At 63.2% G+C, this 16,873-nt stretch carries 11 protein-coding genes and 1 tRNA gene; 5 read left to right on the top strand and 7 right to left on the bottom strand.

Annotated features, from left to right (window positions below; all coding sequences use genetic code 11):
* Window positions 1-83: 83 nt before the first annotated feature.
* Window positions 84-1,580 (bottom strand): CoA-acylating methylmalonate-semialdehyde dehydrogenase, encoded by a 1,497-nt coding sequence (locus AC5J09_RS15650; RefSeq protein WP_100669491.1) that lies wholly within the window; start codon window positions 1,578-1,580, stop codon window positions 84-86.
* 115 nt (window positions 1,581-1,695) lie between these two features.
* On the opposite strand from AC5J09_RS15650, the gene AC5J09_RS15645 reads away from it, so the two are divergent.
* Window positions 1,696-2,577, top strand: coding sequence for a LysR family transcriptional regulator (locus AC5J09_RS15645; protein ID WP_494297977.1), 882 nt, complete (start codon window positions 1,696-1,698; stop codon window positions 2,575-2,577).
* A gap of 72 nt (window positions 2,578-2,649) precedes the next feature.
* Here the strand turns inward: AC5J09_RS15645 and AC5J09_RS15640 are convergent, their stop codons facing one another.
* Entirely contained in the window at window positions 2,650-3,888 is a 1,239-nt protein-coding gene (locus tag AC5J09_RS15640) for a D-arabinono-1,4-lactone oxidase (protein ID WP_494297976.1), read from the bottom strand.
* A gap of 10 nt (window positions 3,889-3,898) precedes the next feature.
* On the bottom strand, window positions 3,899-4,666 hold the full coding sequence (locus tag AC5J09_RS15635) for an SDR family NAD(P)-dependent oxidoreductase (protein WP_100669497.1): 768 nt from the start codon (window positions 4,664-4,666) through the stop codon (window positions 3,899-3,901).
* Between the two features lie 209 nt (window positions 4,667-4,875).
* On the opposite strand from AC5J09_RS15635, the gene AC5J09_RS15630 reads away from it, so the two are divergent.
* The gene (locus tag AC5J09_RS15630; RefSeq protein WP_494297975.1) at window positions 4,876-5,679 is read left to right on the top strand and encodes a helix-turn-helix transcriptional regulator; all 804 of its coding nucleotides are present in this window, start codon (window positions 4,876-4,878) and stop codon (window positions 5,677-5,679) included.
* A gap of 93 nt (window positions 5,680-5,772) precedes the next feature.
* On the opposite strand, the gene AC5J09_RS15625 is transcribed toward AC5J09_RS15630, so the two are convergent.
* Together AC5J09_RS15625 and phaP1 are read right to left on the bottom strand one after the other, a co-directional pair.
* Window positions 5,773-5,849 (bottom strand) — tRNA-His (locus AC5J09_RS15625).
* A 161-nt stretch (window positions 5,850-6,010) separates the two neighbouring features.
* The gene (gene phaP1, locus AC5J09_RS15620) at window positions 6,011-6,457 is read right to left on the bottom strand and encodes a phasin PhaP1 (protein ID WP_494297974.1); all 447 of its coding nucleotides are present in this window, start codon (window positions 6,455-6,457) and stop codon (window positions 6,011-6,013) included.
* 232 nt (window positions 6,458-6,689) lie between these two features.
* On the opposite strand from phaP1, the gene AC5J09_RS15615 reads away from it, so the two are divergent.
* Both AC5J09_RS15615 and AC5J09_RS15610 read left to right on the top strand, forming a co-directional pair.
* Complete coding sequence (locus AC5J09_RS15615) at window positions 6,690-10,085, top strand: PAS domain S-box protein (protein WP_494297973.1); 3,396 nt, start codon at window positions 6,690-6,692, stop codon at window positions 10,083-10,085.
* Between the two features lie 122 nt (window positions 10,086-10,207).
* Window positions 10,208-11,890 carry an ABC transporter permease gene (locus AC5J09_RS15610; RefSeq protein WP_275596735.1) on the top strand — a complete coding sequence of 561 codons (1,683 nt, stop codon included), beginning with the start codon at window positions 10,208-10,210 and terminating at the stop codon, window positions 11,888-11,890.
* Between the two features lie 6 nt (window positions 11,891-11,896).
* On the opposite strand, the gene AC5J09_RS15605 is transcribed toward AC5J09_RS15610, so the two are convergent.
* Window positions 11,897-13,849, bottom strand: a complete 1,953-nt coding sequence (locus AC5J09_RS15605; RefSeq protein WP_494297972.1) for an acetoacetate--CoA ligase — start codon at window positions 13,847-13,849, stop codon at window positions 11,897-11,899.
* Between the two features lie 171 nt (window positions 13,850-14,020).
* Between AC5J09_RS15605 and AC5J09_RS15600 the strand changes: the two genes are divergently transcribed.
* Window positions 14,021-15,847: an AsmA family protein gene (locus AC5J09_RS15600; protein WP_494297971.1), complete on the top strand. Its 1,827-nt coding sequence runs from the start codon at window positions 14,021-14,023 to the stop codon at window positions 15,845-15,847.
* Between the two features lie 202 nt (window positions 15,848-16,049).
* Here the strand turns inward: AC5J09_RS15600 and AC5J09_RS15595 are convergent, their stop codons facing one another.
* Window positions 16,050-16,871 (bottom strand): ABC transporter permease subunit, encoded by an 822-nt coding sequence (locus AC5J09_RS15595; RefSeq protein WP_018094270.1) that lies wholly within the window; start codon window positions 16,869-16,871, stop codon window positions 16,050-16,052.
* Window positions 16,872-16,873 lie beyond the last annotated feature (2 nt).

Here is a 16,873-nt window from a genome sequence, read left to right as displayed (position 1 = left end):
AACGGTTATTCGCGCCGCCTCCTCGATCCAATCGGAGGGCCTCCCGAAGGAGGCCCCGGTCGAAGCAGGCGTTCGCTGCCGCGTTATCGCATCGTCGGTATCGAGAACTCGGCTCCATCCTTGATGCCGGACGGCCAGCGGGATGTGATCGTCTTCGTCCGCGTCCAGAATTTGATCGAGTCCGGCCCATGCTGGTTGAGGTCGCCGAAGGACGAGGATTTCCAGCCGCCGAAGGAATGGTAGGCGAGCGGAACCGGGATCGGAACATTGACGCCGACCATGCCGATATTGATGCGGGAGGCGAAGTCGCGCGCCGCATCGCCGTCGCGGGTGTAGATGGCGACACCGTTGCCGTATTCGTGCTTCATCGGCAGCGACAGGGCCTCTTCGTAATTCCTGGCGCGGACGACCGACAGGACGGGTCCGAAGATTTCGGTCTTGTAGATGTCCATGTCGGGTGTGACGTCGTCGAAGAGGCAGCCGCCGATGAAGTGGCCGTTCTCATAGCCCTGCAGCTTGAAGTCGCGGCCGTCGACCACGAGCTTCGCACCCTGCTCGATGCCGCTGTCGATCAGGCTGCGGATGCGCTGCTCCGCCTCCTTGGTGACGACGGGGCCCATATCGGCCTTTTCGTCGGTATAGGGACCGATGCGCAGGCTTTCGACCATAGGCACAAGCTTGTCGATCAGCCGGTTTGCGGTTTCCTCGCCGACCGGAACGGCGACCGAGATCGCCATGCAGCGCTCGCCCGCGGAACCGTAGCCGGCGCCGATGAGGGCGTTGGCCGCCTGGTCAAGGTCGGCGTCCGGCATGATGATCATGTGGTTCTTTGCGCCGCCGAAGCATTGCGCACGCTTGCCGTTCATCGCCGCCGTGCCATAGACGTAGCGGGCGATCGGGGTCGAGCCGACGAAGGAAACGGCGGCGATATCGGGATGCGTCAGGATCGCATCGACCGCGCCCTTGTCACCGTTGACGACGTTGAGGATGCCCGCCGGCAGACCGGCTTCGATCATCAGTTCGGCAAGGCGGATCGGCACGGAGGGATCGCGTTCGGAAGGCTTGAGGATGAATGCATTGCCGCAGGCGATCGCCGGGGCGAACATCCACATCGGGATCATGCCGGGGAAGTTGAACGGGGTGATGCCGGCGCCGACGCCGACCGGCTGGCGGATCGAGTACATGTCGATGCCGGGACCGGCGCCTTCGGTGAATTCGCTCTTCTGCAGGTGTGGAATGCCGATGACGAATTCGCAGACTTCGAGGCCGCGCACGATGTCGCCCTTGGCGTCGTCGATGGTCTTGCCGTGCTCGCGGGAAAGCATCTCGGCCAGCTCGTTCATGTTGTCGTTCAGGAGCTGGACGAACTTCATGAAGACGCGGGCGCGGCGCTGCGGATTGGTTGCGGCCCATTTGGGCTGGGCAGCCTTGGCGCTCTCGACGGCGGCGGCCAGGTCCGCGTCGCTCGCCAGCGCTACGGTGCCTTGAACTTCGCCCGTTGCCGGGTTGAAGATGTTGCTGACGCGACCGCTCGTGCCGGCAACGCGCTTGCCGTCGATGAAATGACCGAGTTCATACATGAGTGTTTCTCCTGACCCTTGATTGTGCCCTCATGATCGCACTACGATTTCAACAATTCAATTTCCGAATTTCAGGAACCGTTGTGCGCAAATTAAAGCCCATGAAAGCGTTCGCATGAACTGGGACGACGTCCGGGTATTTCTGGCCGTCGCGCGGACGGGCCAGATCCTCGCCGCCTCGAAAAGGCTCGGCATCAATCACGCGACGCTCAGCCGGCGGGTTACCGCGCTCGAGGAAAAGCTGAAAGCGAAGCTCCTCATCCGGCGTCCCAACGGCTGCGAACTAACGGCCGAAGGCGAGGTCTTCTTTGCCGCGGCCGAGCGCATGGAAACCGAGATGCTCGCCGCCCAATCGCAGGTCGGGCGGATCGACACGGCGATCGCGGGCACGGTGCGCATCGGCGCCCCTGATGGTTTCGGTGTCTCGTTCCTGGCGCCGCGTCTCGGGCGGCTCACGGCACGTTACCCGGAACTGAAGCTCCAGCTCGTTCCTGTTCCGCGCTCCTTCTCGCTGTCGCAGCGCGAGGCCGATATCGCGATTACCATCGAACGGCCGGAACAGGGGCGGCTCGTCTCGTCCAAGCTTACCGATTATACACTGGGCCTCTACGCATCGGCAGAATATCTTGGCCGCTACGGCACGCCCGGGACTGTCGACGATCTCAAGAGCCATCGGCGGATCGGCTATGTGGAGGATCTGATCTTCACACCGTCGCTCAATTTCTCCAGCGAGGTCATGCGCAGCTGGAATGCCTCCTTCGAGATCTCCAGCGCCACCGGCCAGACCGAAGCCGCCCGCTCCAGCGCCGGCATCGGCATCCTGCATAACTACATCGCCCGGCAATATCCGGAGCTTGTACGCCTGCTCCCCCAAACGACGATCCGCCGCGCCTATTGGACGACCTATCACGAGAGCGCCCGCGACCTGGTGCGCGTGCGTACGGTCGCAGCGTTTCTACAGGAACTGGTGACGGCGGAGCATCAGATCTTCGTTTAGAGCGGAATGAGGGAAACTGTGTGCGGTTTCCGACCGCATCCCTCGTCTCAACTCGACCTGACATCATGAACGTCAGCCGAGCAGCATCTTCAGGTGGTCGTTCAGGAAGCGCCCCTTCGGGTCCAGTTCCCTTCGCAGCGAACGGAAGTCCCCGGCGCGCGGATAGAGATGCGTCACATCGTCGGTGTCCAGAAAATGCATCTTCCCCCAATGCGGCCGCGAGTCGTATCCGCGCAGGATCTGGTCGACGTCCTTCAGAAACGCCCAGTAATCGATCCCCGGGCCCCCCGAGACGGAGAGCGTGATGCTGTCCTGGTGATGGAAGGGGCTCATCCACGTCGGATCGCCGGCGGTGAAGCGATATTCGATCGGATAGATGCAGTTCGTATGCTTGTTGAGCATGAGATCGCGCACGGCTCTGACCGCTGCCTTGCCGTGTTCGAGGGGCACCGCATATTCGAGTTCGACGAAGTTGGGGACGTATTCGATGGGATAGACTTCCGAACTGTAGGCGATCTTTTCGAACTCGCTCTCCATGGGCGCCGCGTCGGTGATATCCATCACCTTCATTTCGCAGACATCGGCCAATTTGTTCGTGGACGAGACGGCCGAGGTATCCGGCAGGCAGTAGAGGTGACGGCTTTCCGGCGTCGGGCACCAGAAAAATCCGAAATGCCGGTGATTTGCGGCCAGTTCGTCATGGCGCTCCATGCAGGTCTCGAAGTCGTCACGCCACAGCCGCTCGTGCAGGTTATAGGCGTCCATGACGTTGAGCGTCATGGACGAGATGACGCCGAGCGTGCCGACCGAGACCTGGGCCGCGTGGAGCAGTTCTTCGTCGCTCCCATCGATGTCCAGAATTTCCCCGTTCGCCTTGACGATCCTCATCCCGGCGATCGAAGACGCCATGTTTCCGAGCTTGATCCCGGTCCCGTGGGTTCCGGTGGTAAAGGCGCCGGCCACCGCCTGGCTGTCGATATCGCCCTGATTGATCAGGGACAGTCCGTGCTGCTTCAGCGTCTTGCCCACCTCGTTGATGCGCGTTCCGCCTGCTACGGTAATTTGCTTGCGCGCCTTGTCGACGTTCTGAACGCCCCTGAGATTTGCCAGCGACAAAAGGAGACCGCTGGTCCCGACGACCGGCGTGAAGGAGTGGCCCGAACCCGAAACGCGCACTCCGAGATCCCGCCTGTCCGCCTCTGCGACCAGCTCGGCCAGTTCGGATTCGGTTTCGGGCGAGGCCTTGTATTGCGATACGCAGTACTGATTGCCTACCCAGTTCCGCCAGACTCCACCCTTCTCGAAAGCCATGTTTCTCCCCTCACACCGCTGTAAAACAATTGTCGACGAACAGATGGGCGCCGCTGACGAAGCTTGCGTCGTCGCTCGCAAGATAAAGGGCGGCCTTGGCGACCTCGTCCGGCCGGCACATCCGCCCCTGCTGGGCGGCGATCGCCGCCTCGGAGACATCGACCCCGTAGCGGGTCAGCTCCTCGACTTCCCTTTGGCCGTGCGCCGTCTGGATGAAACCGGGGCACACCGCATTGCACCGGATGTTCCGATCCCTGAACTCCACGGCGACGGATCGGGCGAACATGTGGCACGCCCCCTTGGTCGTATTGTAAAGGACCTCCATCGGCGTTGCGGCCACCGCCGATATGGAAGAGGTGCAGACGATCGATCCGCCTCCGGCGTCGATCATCTGGGGAAGGACGGCGCGGGTCATAAGGAACATGCTGCGCACGTTGACGGCCATCAGCCGGTCCCACTCGTCGACCGTGGTCTCCAGAAACGGCCGAATGACGATGGTGCCCGCGTGATTGAACAGGACCGTGATCGGTCCGAGTTCTCCCGAGACCCTCTCCACCGCTTGCGTTACCTGACGTTCGTCCGACACGTCGGCCGAGGCGAATGCCGCTCTGAAGCCCTCGCTGCGGAGGCGGGCGGCGATGGCCTCGCCATCGCTCTGCGGGAGATCCACGATCCCGACCGCTGCGCCCTCCCGAGCGAAAAGTTCGGTGGCGGCGAGACCACACCCCCCTGCCCCGCCGCTGATAAGCGCAATTTTTCCGTCCAGTCGACCAGCCACGTGCTCCTCCAGCCGTCGTCGTGCTGCCTGCCGGCGCGGACTGGAGGACAGCTCTCTCGGCGTCTTGATGTCCAGGTCGGCTAAGGCAGCTATGATGCTTGTTCCACTTGGTCAGATTGCCGCAGCGTGACGAAGCAGTCTATATTCCAAAGGTGATAAGGTCGGGGCCACATCCCCGACGCAACGAGGATCGAGTGCAGAAGACCGAAGTGCCAGACCTATCGGCCATTGCCACTGTCGTGGGACAGATCGGCAGGCCGACATTGCCGGACGCGCTGGACGACATGCTCGCGAGAGTGGCACCGTTCGACCTGTCGGCGATCTTCGGCTTCCCCTTTGATTCAAGGCCGCTGCTCTTGCACGACGGCTATCGGCAGCATGCCGAGGCCTCGGCGCTCAAAGCCTATCTCGACGGCGCATATCTGTTCGACCCTTTCTACACTGCCTGCACAGAGAACCTTCAGCCGGGGATCTGGCGAATGCGGGAGCTCGCCCCGGACGAATTCTTCGATTCCGAATTCTACAGTTCCAGAGAGGTTCACCCCTGCATCTCCATGCAGGCCGGCTCACTCGTGGAGGAAATCGGCTTTCTCATCCCGCTGGAGGGAGGCTTCAATGCCGTGTATTCGCTCATGCGTTCGCAAGGCCTTCCTTTTTCAGCCGACGAGGTGGAAAGACTGAAGCAGATCGAGCCCTTCGTTCGCGAAACGGTGCGCTCGCACTGGCGCGATGCGCGCGCGAATGACCGTCAGCTCCGTCTGGACGACCTCATGGAGACGGCCTTCGCTTCGTTTTGCGAGGATCGCCTTACTTACCAGCAGCGGCGAATCGTGCAGCTTATTCTGAGGGGGAACAGCAATTATGCGATTGGACAGATACTCTCCGTGACGGAAGGAACCGTCAAACTGCATAGGCAGAACATCTACAAGAGACTGAACATCTCGAGCCAGCGGGAACTTTTTGCGATGTTCGTGGAGCAGCTACTGCCCCCACTTCCTCCGGAAGCACGGTAATAACCTATCGGCTCTTTCGCCGTCCGGGCATTCGACCACAAACACGAGCCTTGCGGATCGTGGACCGGCTGGAAGGGTATGCCTTGAAAGAAATGGTACGGTTGGGTGGTCTCGAACCACCGACCTCAGGTGCCACAAACCTGCGCTCTAACCAACTGAGCTACAACCGCACTCGACAGGCGACTCCAATGTTATTCGGGTCGTCGCTTGGCGGCTCACATACGGTCACTCACACCGATTTGCAAGCCTTAAGTTCAGATTATCCAGCAAAAAGACCGGATGGCAAGCCACCCGGTCTTTGCTTCGAATCCGATTGATACGGCGCGGCCGATCAGCCCTTCTTGAGGCTGGACATCGCCTTTTCCGCGGCATCCTTGCCGGGCTTGGCAACGTTCTCGGCGACCTTGCGCGTTGCTTCCTGCATCGTCTTCGCCTGCTCGACGGCAAGCTCTGCCTGCTTGCGGATGAAGGCGGTCTGCAGTTCGACGAGTTCGGAGAGCGACCTTACGCCGAGCAGAGCTTCCATGTGCGAGAGCGAGCTTTCGGCATTGGTGCGCAGCGCGTCGATGGCCTTGAGGCCGAGTTCGACGGTGCCCGATTGAGCGCTCTCGACCGTCGCTTCGACAGTCTTCGCTGCTTCTTCGGTCGCGGTCTTCATCTTGGCGTAAGCTTCCTTCGACTGCGCGGCGCCCTTTTCGGCGAACTCGCGGAAGCTGTCGGCAAACTTGGTCGGGTCGAAAGTGAGGGAAAATGCGTCTTCGGTCTTCCTGGTAGCCATTTCATGCGCTCCTTGGTGTGGCCCTCTTCAGAGGCGCCGTTTTGATTGATGGCGGTTCTATAGCCGATTTTGTTGTGCGTTGCAATAAATTTGTGCATCGCACAATAATCGGTGCACATTAACCTTCCGCGCCGAAAGACGTGGCCGAGGCCGCACCGTTGCTGGACCCTCGCCGATGGGCTGGGTATTAATAGAGCGTTAACGCGCAAGCGATCCGTCAGTAGGTCTGCCGATGCCCGAAAGACAGTACCCCTTCATCGACATTGCCGTGCATGCACGGGTGCGGGAGCATTTTGCCCGGGGGGATGCGTCCGTCCTTTTTTCGAAAAGTGTCGCGCGGGTGCTATGGGCCAACGACCAGGGCGCAAAGCTGTTCGGGACGGCCTCGGTCTACGATTTCATCGATACCGACCTCGATCCGAGCGATCTTTCGCTTCGCCAGCTGCGCGCCGCCGCGGCGCAGCTCGCCGCCGTCGGGGACCGCCGGCAGCTTCTGATCCGTATGGCATCGGGCTTTCGCCGGCTTCCGCTCAACGCCGCCGTGGAGATGATCCGCATCGCGCCCGGGGAAGAGGCAATTCTGTTCACCGCGCCGAACAACGGCAAGGCGCTTTCGGCCGAGGCCCGCGCCGAGGCTATGATTGCCGGGCTCGACGGCCCGGACACGCACATGGCCGTGCTCGATAGCGACGGGTCCATCATTGCCGGCTCGCCCGGCTTCGAGAGTCTTGGCCTTTCGGCGGATATTCGCCGAACGCTCGTTGCAGCCGCTGCGAACGACAAGGATCGCCTGATCAAGCGTCCGGTCGCGACGGAAAAAGGGCGCCTGCCGGCTGCAGTCGGCAAGATTTCGGACCACCCGGCCCTCCACCTGCTCTTCGCGGTGGAGGCAATCCTCGAAAAACCGGAGACCGGAGAGGCTGTCGGCGAAACAGCGCAGGAGCAGGCGATCCCCGCCGCACCTGCGCCGTCGAGCGAAACACGAGAGGCGGTTCCTCCGTCCGCGACACCGGCGGAGACGGACCAGGCGGAGGCGCCCGTTGAGGAAGCCGAGGCCCCGGAGGCGGCTGCAGCGAGAGAACACGAAGTGCCTGTCGAGAACGGCACCGCGGAGGATGCGCAAGGGGAGCTCGCTCCGAAGGACGAGGCCGAGGCGGCCGATCTCGCCGAGCCTGAAACGCCGCTTGAAGCCGAACCGGCTTCCGGCGAACCGGCTGGCGATGCGAATCGTGGCGGCGAAACCGCCGACTTTGCCTTTGCGGCCGGCGGACGGGCGGTTCGGTTCGTCTGGAAGATCGACGCGGAGGGACGTTTCAGCGAAATCTCCGAAGAGTTCGCGTCAGCCGTCGGCCCGAAGGCCGCCGACGTGATCGGCGTGACCTTCACCGATCTCGCCGACCGCTACGATCTCGACCCCGACGACAAGATCAACGAGCTTCTGCACCGCCGCGATACCTGGTCCGGCAAAACGATCTTCTGGCCGGTCCAGGGCACCAATCTCAAGGTGCCGGTCGATCTCGCCGCCCTTCCCACCTATTCCCGTTCGCGCGAGTTCGACGGCTTCCGCGGCTTCGGCATCGTCAGGGTCGCCGACGCCGTGCCGGACGCGAAGGCGGCCGGGCTTTCCCTCGACCGGCCGGCGCCGGCGCAGATCGCGCAGCCTTCAAGCGACATGTCGGCTGAGGGCGCAGATGCGCCGCAGGCTGAGGCTGGCTCCAGGACCGGCCCTGCCGCCGGCAGTGGGAAAGATGCGGCCGAGGTTGCACCGGACGTATCGGAAGACCCTTTCCGCGGCGAACAGCCCGCGTTGCGGGTCGTCGAAACGACCGGACGGCAGGCCTCCGACAAGGTCATCGACCTCGACGAGCGCCGACCGGCGGGAGCCGGCGCGCTGACCCGCGGCGAGCAGGCGGCCTTCCGCGAGATTGCAAGGCAGCTCGGCGAGCATTTCGCCCCTGATCCGCTGCCGCAGGAGGGCAGATCCGAAGGCCGGCACGCAGCGGACACCTCCCTGAGCACGCCGGCTGCCATGGAAGAAAGCCGACAGACGGAGGAAGCCGAGGCGCCAGGCGGACGGCACGATGCGGCGCCGGCGGGCGAAACCCCTGCTGCGGCAACGGAGCCCGGCTTCACCGCACGCAACGGCGCAGCCATGAGCAGCGAGATTCTCGACAGGCTGCCGGTCGCGTTGCTGGTTCACCACGGCGACGCCTTGCTGCATGCCAATGCGGAATTCCTGCGGCTGACCGGATATGAGGATCTCGAAGCCTTCGAGCAGGAGGGTGGCCTCGAGGCCCTGTTCGCTCTCGGAAACGAGGCAGGCGCGGCAAAGCCGAACGGAACCATGACGCTGGTCCGCAAGGATGGCAGGCTCGTTCCCGTCGGGGCCCACCTGCATTCAATCCGCTGGGAAGGAAAGAGCGCGCTGATGCTTGCGCTGACCCCGGCCGGCGCAAGCGAAGCGGAGAAGCAGGCGCTCGAAGACGAAGGAGCGGCAGAAGCAAGCCGGCTCCGGATGGAGATCGACGAGCTCCGATCGATTCTGGAGACCGCGACCGATGGGGTCGTGGTCCTCGGACGAGACGGCGACATCCGGACGATGAACCGCTCCGCAAGCGCGCTTTTCGACTATGACGAGGCCGATATGCGCGGAAAGCCGTTCGCCGCGCTCTTCGCCCATGAGAGCCAGAAGGCGGTGATCGACTATCTCCAGGGCCTTTCCGGCCACGGCGTCGCAAGCGTGCTCAACGATGGCCGGGAAGTGATCGGCCGCGAGGCCGCCGGCGGCTTCATTCCGCTGTTCATGACCATCGGCCGGCTCTCCTCCTCCAATGGTTACTGCGCCGTCATCCGCGACATCACCCAGTGGAAGCGGACCGAGGAGGAACTTCGCAACGCCAAGCGCGCCGCCGAGACGGCAAATGCTCACAAGACGGAATTCCTGGCCCGGGTCAGCCACGAAATCCGCACGCCGCTCAACGCCATCATCGGGTTTTCCGACATGATGGCCAGCGAGCATTTCGGCCCCATCGGCCATCCGCGCTATATCGAATATGCCGGCGACATCGGCCGGTCGGGACGGCATGTCCTCGACATCGTCAACGATCTGCTCGACATCTCGAAGATCGAGGCCGGCGAGATGGATCTCGACTTCGGCGCCGTTGATCTCAATGAGGCCGTTTCCGAGGCCGTGTCGCTGGTGCAGCCGCAGGCCAATAGCCAGCGCGTGATCATCCGCACCTCGCTGTCGGGCTCCGTGCCCGAAGTCGTCGCCGACGACCGTTCGATCAAGCAGATCGCCCTGAACATCCTCGCGAATGCCATCCGCTTTACGCCGTCGGGCGGCCAGATCGTCGTGTCGACGTCCTACGAGGCCAATGGCAGCGTCATGCTGAGAATCCGCGACACCGGCATCGGCATGACCCGCAACGAGCTCGACCAGGCTATGAAGCCCTTCCGTCAGGTCACGACCGGCGGCCGCAAGCGCGGCGACGGCACCGGCCTCGGCCTGCCGCTGACCAAGGCGATGGCGGAAGCGAACCGAGCGCAGTTTGCCATCACTTCCGCCCCGAACGAGGGCACACTGGTGGAAATATCCTTTCCCTCACAACGCGTCTTGGCCAATTGAAACCGAATGCTGTAAGGAAATGTTGACCTGAAGGAACCAGTTTGTCGGTTCTCGAAGGTTGAGGAAACTGCGGGCCGTTTCCTCACTCGTCATTTCGATCGGCATTGCTTCGGACGGATCGTTTGCACTTCACCGCCAAAAGCCTCAAGCGGCGCTACGCCAGCTCCGGCACCGGCCTTCACCATCCGCTGCTCACCGGCTGGGCCGGACTCGCCTCCGCCGTCGTGCTCATGCCGATTCTTGCCATTGCGTGGCTCGCCATTTCCGGCGGCACCGCAGACTGGCCGCATCTCATCGAAAACGTGATCCCGCGCGCAACCGGTCGCACGCTTCTCCTGGTCCTGTTCACCGGCACCGCCACCGCCGTGATCGGCATCGTCACCGCCTGGCTTGTGGCAACCTATGAATTTCCGTTACGCCGCTTCCTTTCCGCGGCCCTGGTGCTGCCGCTTGCCATACCGGCCTATCTTTCGGCCTATGCCTTCGGGGAGCTGCTCACCTTCACCGGCCCTGTGCAGGGCCTGATCCGAGCCCTCTTCGGATTTCAGACGAGCCGCGATTACTGGTTTCCCGACGTGCGCTCCCTCGGCGGGGCCGTGCTCGTGCTGAGCTCGGTGCTCTATCCCTATATCTATCTCGCCTGCCGCTCCATGTTCCTCATGCAGGGCCGCGCTGCCGCGGACGTAGCCCGGACGCTCGGCGCCGGACCGCTGAAGGTCTTCTTTCGCGTCCAGCTTCCGATGGCGCGGCCGGCGATCATGATCGGCCTCACGCTCGTTGCCATGGAAACGCTGAACGATATCGGGGCGGTCGAATTTCTTGGCGTGCAGACCCTGACCTTCTCCATCTTCGACACCTGGCTCAACCGCGGCAGCCTCGCCGGCGCGGCGCAGATCGCCTGCATCATGCTGGTTTTCGTCATCGCGCTGATGATGGTCGAGAGGGCGGCGCGCCGCAGACAGCGCTTTGCGAGCCAGAAGACCACGGCCGCAGTTCACGACGCCGCGCGGCTGAAACTTTCCGGCTGGAAGAAATGGGCAGCGACGGCCGCCTGCCTTTTGCCGACACTGTCGGGCTTTGCCGTTCCCTTCCTCGTTCTGGGCGACTATGCCCTGAAACGCCTCGACCAGTTCCTGGCGCCGCGCCTCCTGAGTGCGCTGCTGCACAGCATCCTCGTCTCCGGCCTGACGGCGTTTGCGACCGTGCTCCTAGGTTTCGTGCTCGCCTATGCCGCGCGCACCGGGCGTTCGCGCATCAGCGATATCGCCGGGCGGCTCGCCTCCTTCGGCTATGGCGTGCCCGGGACGGTCCTGGCAATCGGGGTGCTCTTTCCGCTCGCGGCCCTGGACAACGCCATCGACGCCGAGATGCGGGGGCTTTTCGGGATTTCCACCGGCCTGCTCATGAGCGGCACCGGCTTTGCCATCATCTATGCCTGCACGGTCCGGTTCCTGACCATGGCCGAAGGGACGCTCGAGGCCGGCTTCCAGAAACTGTCGCCGCATCTGGACATGGCCGCACGCGCGCTCGGTCGCACGAGCGGCCAGACGCTGCGGGCGGTCCTCCTGCCGATGATGCGGCCCGCAGTGCTGACGGCCGCGCTCCTCGTCTTCATAGAGACGATGAAAGAGCTTTCCGCGACCATCATGCTGCGTCCGTTCAATTTCAATACGCTCGCGACGCTGGTCTACGAGGATGCCTCGCGGGCGAAGGTGGAAGACGCCTCCGTTGCGGCGATGATCATCGTCCTGGCCGGGATGGTCCCCGTCATCCTGGTGTCCCGGTCGCTCGAGCGCAGGTCATAGACGAATTCAGCTTTTGAGTTCCTCCAGCCCCGCGAAGAGGTCGAGAGCGTCCGGGTTCGCCAGCGCTTCCTTGTTCTTGACCGGACGGCCGTGCACCACGTCGCGCACAGCCAGTTCGACGATCTTGCCGGACTTGGTGCGAGGGATGTCGGCGACGGCGATGATCTTCGCCGGCACGTGCCGCGGCGAGGCGCCGGACCGGATGCGGTTCCTGATCTCCCTTGTCAGTCCTTCGGTCAGCTCGACTCCGGAGGCCAGCCGCACGAACAGGACGACGCGGACATCGTCCTCCCAGTCCTGGCCGATGCAGAGTGCTTCGGCGACTTCATCCATCTGTTCGACCTGGTTGTAGATTTCCGCCGTGCCAATGCGCACGCCGCCGGGATTCAATGTCGCGTCGGAGCGGCCGTGGATGACGATGCCGCCATGCGGCGTCCATTCGGCAAAATCGCCGTGGCACCAGACGTTGTCGAAGCGGTCGAAATAGGCGGCTCGATACTTCGAGCCGTCCGGATCGTTCCAGAACATGACTGGCATCGACGGAAACGCCCTGGTGCAGACGAGTTCGCCCTTTTCGCCGCGCACCGGCTTGCCTTCGTCGTTCCAGACATCGACGGCGAGGCCGAGGCCGGGGCCCTGGATCTCTCCGCGCCACACGGGCTTCAGCGGATTGCCGAGCACGAAGCAGGAGACGATGTCAGTCCCGCCGGAAATCGAGGCGAGCTGGACATCGGCCTTGATGCCGTCATAGACGAAGGAGAAGCCCTCCGGCGAAAGCGGCGAGCCGGTGGACGTGATGAGCCGCAAGGACGACAAGTCGTGCGTCTTTGCCGGAGTGAATCCACCCTTGCGCACGGCGTCGATATATTTTGCCGACGTGCCGAACACGGCGAAGCGTTCGGCGGCGGCATAATCGAAGAGCACGTTGCCGTCGGGGCAAAAAGGTGAGCCGTCATAGAGGCACAGCGTTGCGCCTACGGCGAGGCCCGAGGCCAGCCAGTTCCACATCATCCAGCCGCAGGTGGTGAAATAGAACAGCCGCTCGCCGTCCCTCAGCCCGCAATGGAAGCGATGTTCCTTGAGGTGCTGCAGCAGCGTTCCGCCGGCAGAATGGACGATGCATTTGGGTACGCCGGTCGTGCCCGAGGAGAACAGTATATAGAGCGGGTGGCTGAACGGCAGGCGCTCGAAGGCAAGCGGTCCGGCCTGGAATTCGGCGATGAAATCGGCAAGCGTCACCCCGCCATCGACGGTCGGCGCAAGCGCGGCACTGTCTCCGGCATAGGGAACGATGACGGTCGGCGCCCCGAGCGCCTTGGCCACCGCACGCACCTTCGCGTCCACGTCCTGCCGCTTGCCGTTATACCAGTAGCCGTCGCAAACGACGAAGAGCTTGGGGGCGATCTGGCCGAAGCGATCGAGAACGCCCTGCTCGCCGAAATCGGGCGAACAGGACGACCAGATGGCGCCGACCGAAGCGGTCGCAAGCATGAGGGCGATCGTCTCCGGCATATTCGGCATCATAGCGGCGACGCGGTCGCCGACGCCAATCCCCTGCGCCTTCAGCGCCTGTTGCAGACGCGACACCAGGGCGCGCAGTTCGTCCCAGGTCAGCCGATAGCTCACCTGGTCCTCGCCGCGGAAGATCAGGGCATCGCCGGTCCCCGACTTCCGCAGCAGGTTTTCGGCGAAATTGAGCTTCGCTTCCGGAAAGAAGCGGGCATCGAGCATCCGGTCGCCGTCGACGAGCGCCCTTTCTCCGCCTTCGCCGATCACCTTGCAATGCTCCCATACGGCGGTCCAGAAATCGCCGCGCTCGGTCACCGACCAGTCATGAAAGGCATCATAGTCGGAAAAGCTGCGCCCGAAGCGCTCCCCGCACCAGGCGATGAACTCAGCCATCGGGCTGCGCTCGAGAATTTCCCTGTCCGGAACCCATAAAGGTCGTTCTGCTTGCATGCTTTCCTCCACTCTTCGGACTTTCTATATCATGCTGCAGCGCGGAACAAACAGTGCGGATGCGGCTCCTCATGATCGCGACGGCGACATTTCCATGTCAGTGGCATTTGCATTATGCAGGCCGAAGTCCTATCCAAGCGGCTTACCCGAGGCGATGGCAGTCCGACCGAAATGACGAGGAAGATGTTCCAGATATTGGGCGATTCGCGCCTGTGGGCGCGGCTTCGCCGGCGCCACCTCGTTTGGTCGGCCGCCATAGGCATCGCCCTCGCCGCCGCATACAATGCCGCGCTGCCGCTCGTGGTTTCGACGACCGAGGCCCGCGCGGCGATGGAGCAGATGCTCGACGACTGGTCGGGCGGGAAAAGCACGATCAGCGGCGAGCCGGAAGTCCGGTTCTGGCCGGAACCCGTGGTGACGCTCCCAGCCACGACGATCGTCTCCACCGGACCCGAGCCGCGCCCGCTCGCCGAGATCGGCCGCATCACCGCTTCGTTCAGCCTGCTTTCCGCACTTCGTGGCGAACAGGCTCTCGACGAGATCACGCTCGTCGATCCGGTCCTCACGCTCGAGCGCGCGGCCGACGGCGCGTTCAACTGGCAAAAACCGGACTGGCTGGTGCCGCCGGGGAATACCGCGCCGCGTGACGAGGCTCCCTTCGGAGACATCACCATCGAGAATGGCCGCTTCCGCGTTGTCGACCACATGGCGCCAACCGGTGAGGGAATAGACGTCGCGGGGATTTCCGGTACCCTCAAATGGCCTTCCTTCGGAGGGCGGCTGAGCGCACAATTCTCGGCGCTCATCGGCGGCGAATCGGTGGGCTGGGCCTTCGTATGCGAGGAGCCGCTCGCCCTCTTTGCCAGGCGCAACGCCGCTCTCAAGACATCGCTCACCTCGGCTCCGTTGACCTTTTCGTTCGAGGGTACCGGCAATTTCTCGACCCAGCCTTTCGCCTTCGGCCATCTGCAGATGTCCGCACCTTCACTGGCAGCACTTGCCGCGTGGTACCGCGGGGCTCCGGATGCGGGATTGCCTCCGGGCGGGTTCAGTATCGATACGAGGGTGACCACCGGTGAGACGGCGTTGAAGCTCGAGGACCTGCAGCTGGCGGTCGGCGAAGCCACGGCGACGGGCGTTCTGGATGTGCAATTGCCGTCCGGCAAGGAGCCGCGCGTGGAAGGCACGCTCGCCTTCGACCGGATCGACCTCAACGGCTTGCCCCTGACAACGCTGAAGCCGGCGCAGGAGGACGACCGCGGATGGCGGATGGCCCAGGCTCTTGTCGGGGGCTGGCGTCTGGATGTCCGGCTGTCGTCCCAGGAAGTCCTGGCCGGTCCGTTGCACCTGACCGATGTCGCTGCCGGGGTGATGATCGATGGAAGCCGGGTTTCGCTCGACATCGGCGACAGCACCTATGCGAATGGCAGGCTGAGCGGCCGCGCCGTGCTCTCGGACAAAGGGCTGGGGCAAGGCGGCAAGCTGCAGATGAACCTGAAAGACGCCGACTTCGCTGCCGTCCTCGACAGCTTCGGCCTCAAGGGTCCCGTTCCGACCGGCCGGGGCGTTCTCAGCATCGATCTTGCCACCGGCCGCCCCCTCTGGGAGACGGGGATCGCCGATGTCTTCGGCCGTCTCGATTATTCGCTCACCAACGGCAGGCTCGCCGATTTCGACGTTCACGCCTTCACCGATCTCGTGCGCAAGGGGGAATTCTTCTCCCTGTCGCAGGCAAGCGACGGCACGCTCGAGTTCCAGACGGCAGACATCGAGGCGACCTTCGGCAGCGGCACCGCGCGGCTGGACCGGGCCGCTTTCGTCGGCCCCGCCGGCAATATTTCGGTGACCGGCGTCATCCCCTATCGAAGCGGCAGTCTCGCCCTGGCGGGAACGCTCGCAGGCCCCGAGGCCGGCAAGGAGCCGCTGCAATTCTTCATCGGCGGGTCCTGGCCGAACGCAGTAATCTCACCGCTGTCGGTTCTCCTCAGTCCACAGTAACATCTTTGAGACAACGCACTTCCGGACGGAAAACCGTTACACACTTTTCGTGGAAGTGCTTTGAAGCCTGTTGAGATTGGGATTCTCGCCGCGGCTTGTTTGATCTCCTCACCCCTGTGCTCGTGAGAGATGAGGAGGAAAAGAGATGGCACTCCTCCGAGCAGCCGTCACAAACGCGAGATGAACCCCAACACGCCCTCGCTCAACCAATCGCCGCGAAGGCTGCTCGCTCGTCCTTTTCGCGCTGGACTTCACGACGCTTCGTGACGATCGATGCGACGATCACACCCAAAGCGACGATGCCGATCAGGATCGTGCAGATGGCATTGATTTCCGGCGTCACGCCCAGGCGGACCTGGCTGTAGATCTTCATCGGCAGCGTCGTGGCGCCCGGCCCGGTCGTGAAGCTTGCAATCACGAGATCGTCGAGGGAGAGCGTGAAAGCGAGAATCCAGCCGGAAAAGACCGCCGGCGCGATCACCGGCAGCGTGATCGCGAAGAAGGTCCTGACCGGGGTCGCGCCGAGATCGAGCGCCGCCTCCTCGATCGACTGGTCGAAGCTCAGAAGACGCGACTGAACCACGACCGCGACGAAGCACATGGTGAAGGTGATATGGGCGAGCGTGATCGTCCAGAAACCGCGGTCGAACCCGATCGCCACGAAGAGCAGCAGCAGCGACAGGCCGGTGATCACCTCCGGCATCACCAGAGGCGCATAGACCATGCCGGAAAAGAGAACACGGCCGCGAAATCGGGTGTAGCGCACCAGCGCGAGTGCCGCCAGAGTTCCGAGGACGGTCGCACAGGTCGCCGAAAGGAACGCCACCCGGATCGTTACCCAGGCCGCGTCCAGAAGGCCCTGGTTATGCCAGAGCTGACTGTACCATTTGGTCGAGAAGCCCGCCCAGACGGTGACCAGTTTCGACTCGTTGAAGGAGAAGATCACCAGGAGCACGATCGGCAGATAGAGAAAGCCGAAGCCTAGAACGACCGAGGCGATGTTGAAACGGGACCACTTCTCCATAG

It is taken from the genome of Sinorhizobium sp. (assembly GCF_059070375.1).
This window is presented reverse-complemented; position numbering and strand designations above follow the sequence as displayed.

Coding starts and splice junctions, on each gene's coding strand:
- AC5J09_RS15600 (WP_494297971.1), top strand. CDS start 14,021: ATGACGAGGAAGATGTTCCAGATATTGGGCGATTCGCGCCTGTGGGCG.
- AC5J09_RS15605 (WP_494297972.1), bottom strand. CDS start 13,849: ATGCAAGCAGAACGACCTTTATGGGTTCCGGACAGGGAAATTCTCGAG.
- AC5J09_RS15640 (WP_494297976.1), bottom strand. CDS start 3,888: ATGGCTTTCGAGAAGGGTGGAGTCTGGCGGAACTGGGTAGGCAATCAG.
- AC5J09_RS15645 (WP_494297977.1), top strand. CDS start 1,696: ATGAACTGGGACGACGTCCGGGTATTTCTGGCCGTCGCGCGGACGGGC.
- phaP1 (WP_494297974.1), bottom strand. CDS start 6,457: ATGGCTACCAGGAAGACCGAAGACGCATTTTCCCTCACTTTCGACCCG.
- AC5J09_RS15615 (WP_494297973.1), top strand. CDS start 6,690: ATGCCCGAAAGACAGTACCCCTTCATCGACATTGCCGTGCATGCACGG.
- AC5J09_RS15595 (WP_018094270.1), bottom strand. CDS start 16,871: ATGGAGAAGTGGTCCCGTTTCAACATCGCCTCGGTCGTTCTAGGCTTC.
- AC5J09_RS15650 (WP_100669491.1), bottom strand. CDS start 1,580: ATGTATGAACTCGGTCATTTCATCGACGGCAAGCGCGTTGCCGGCACG.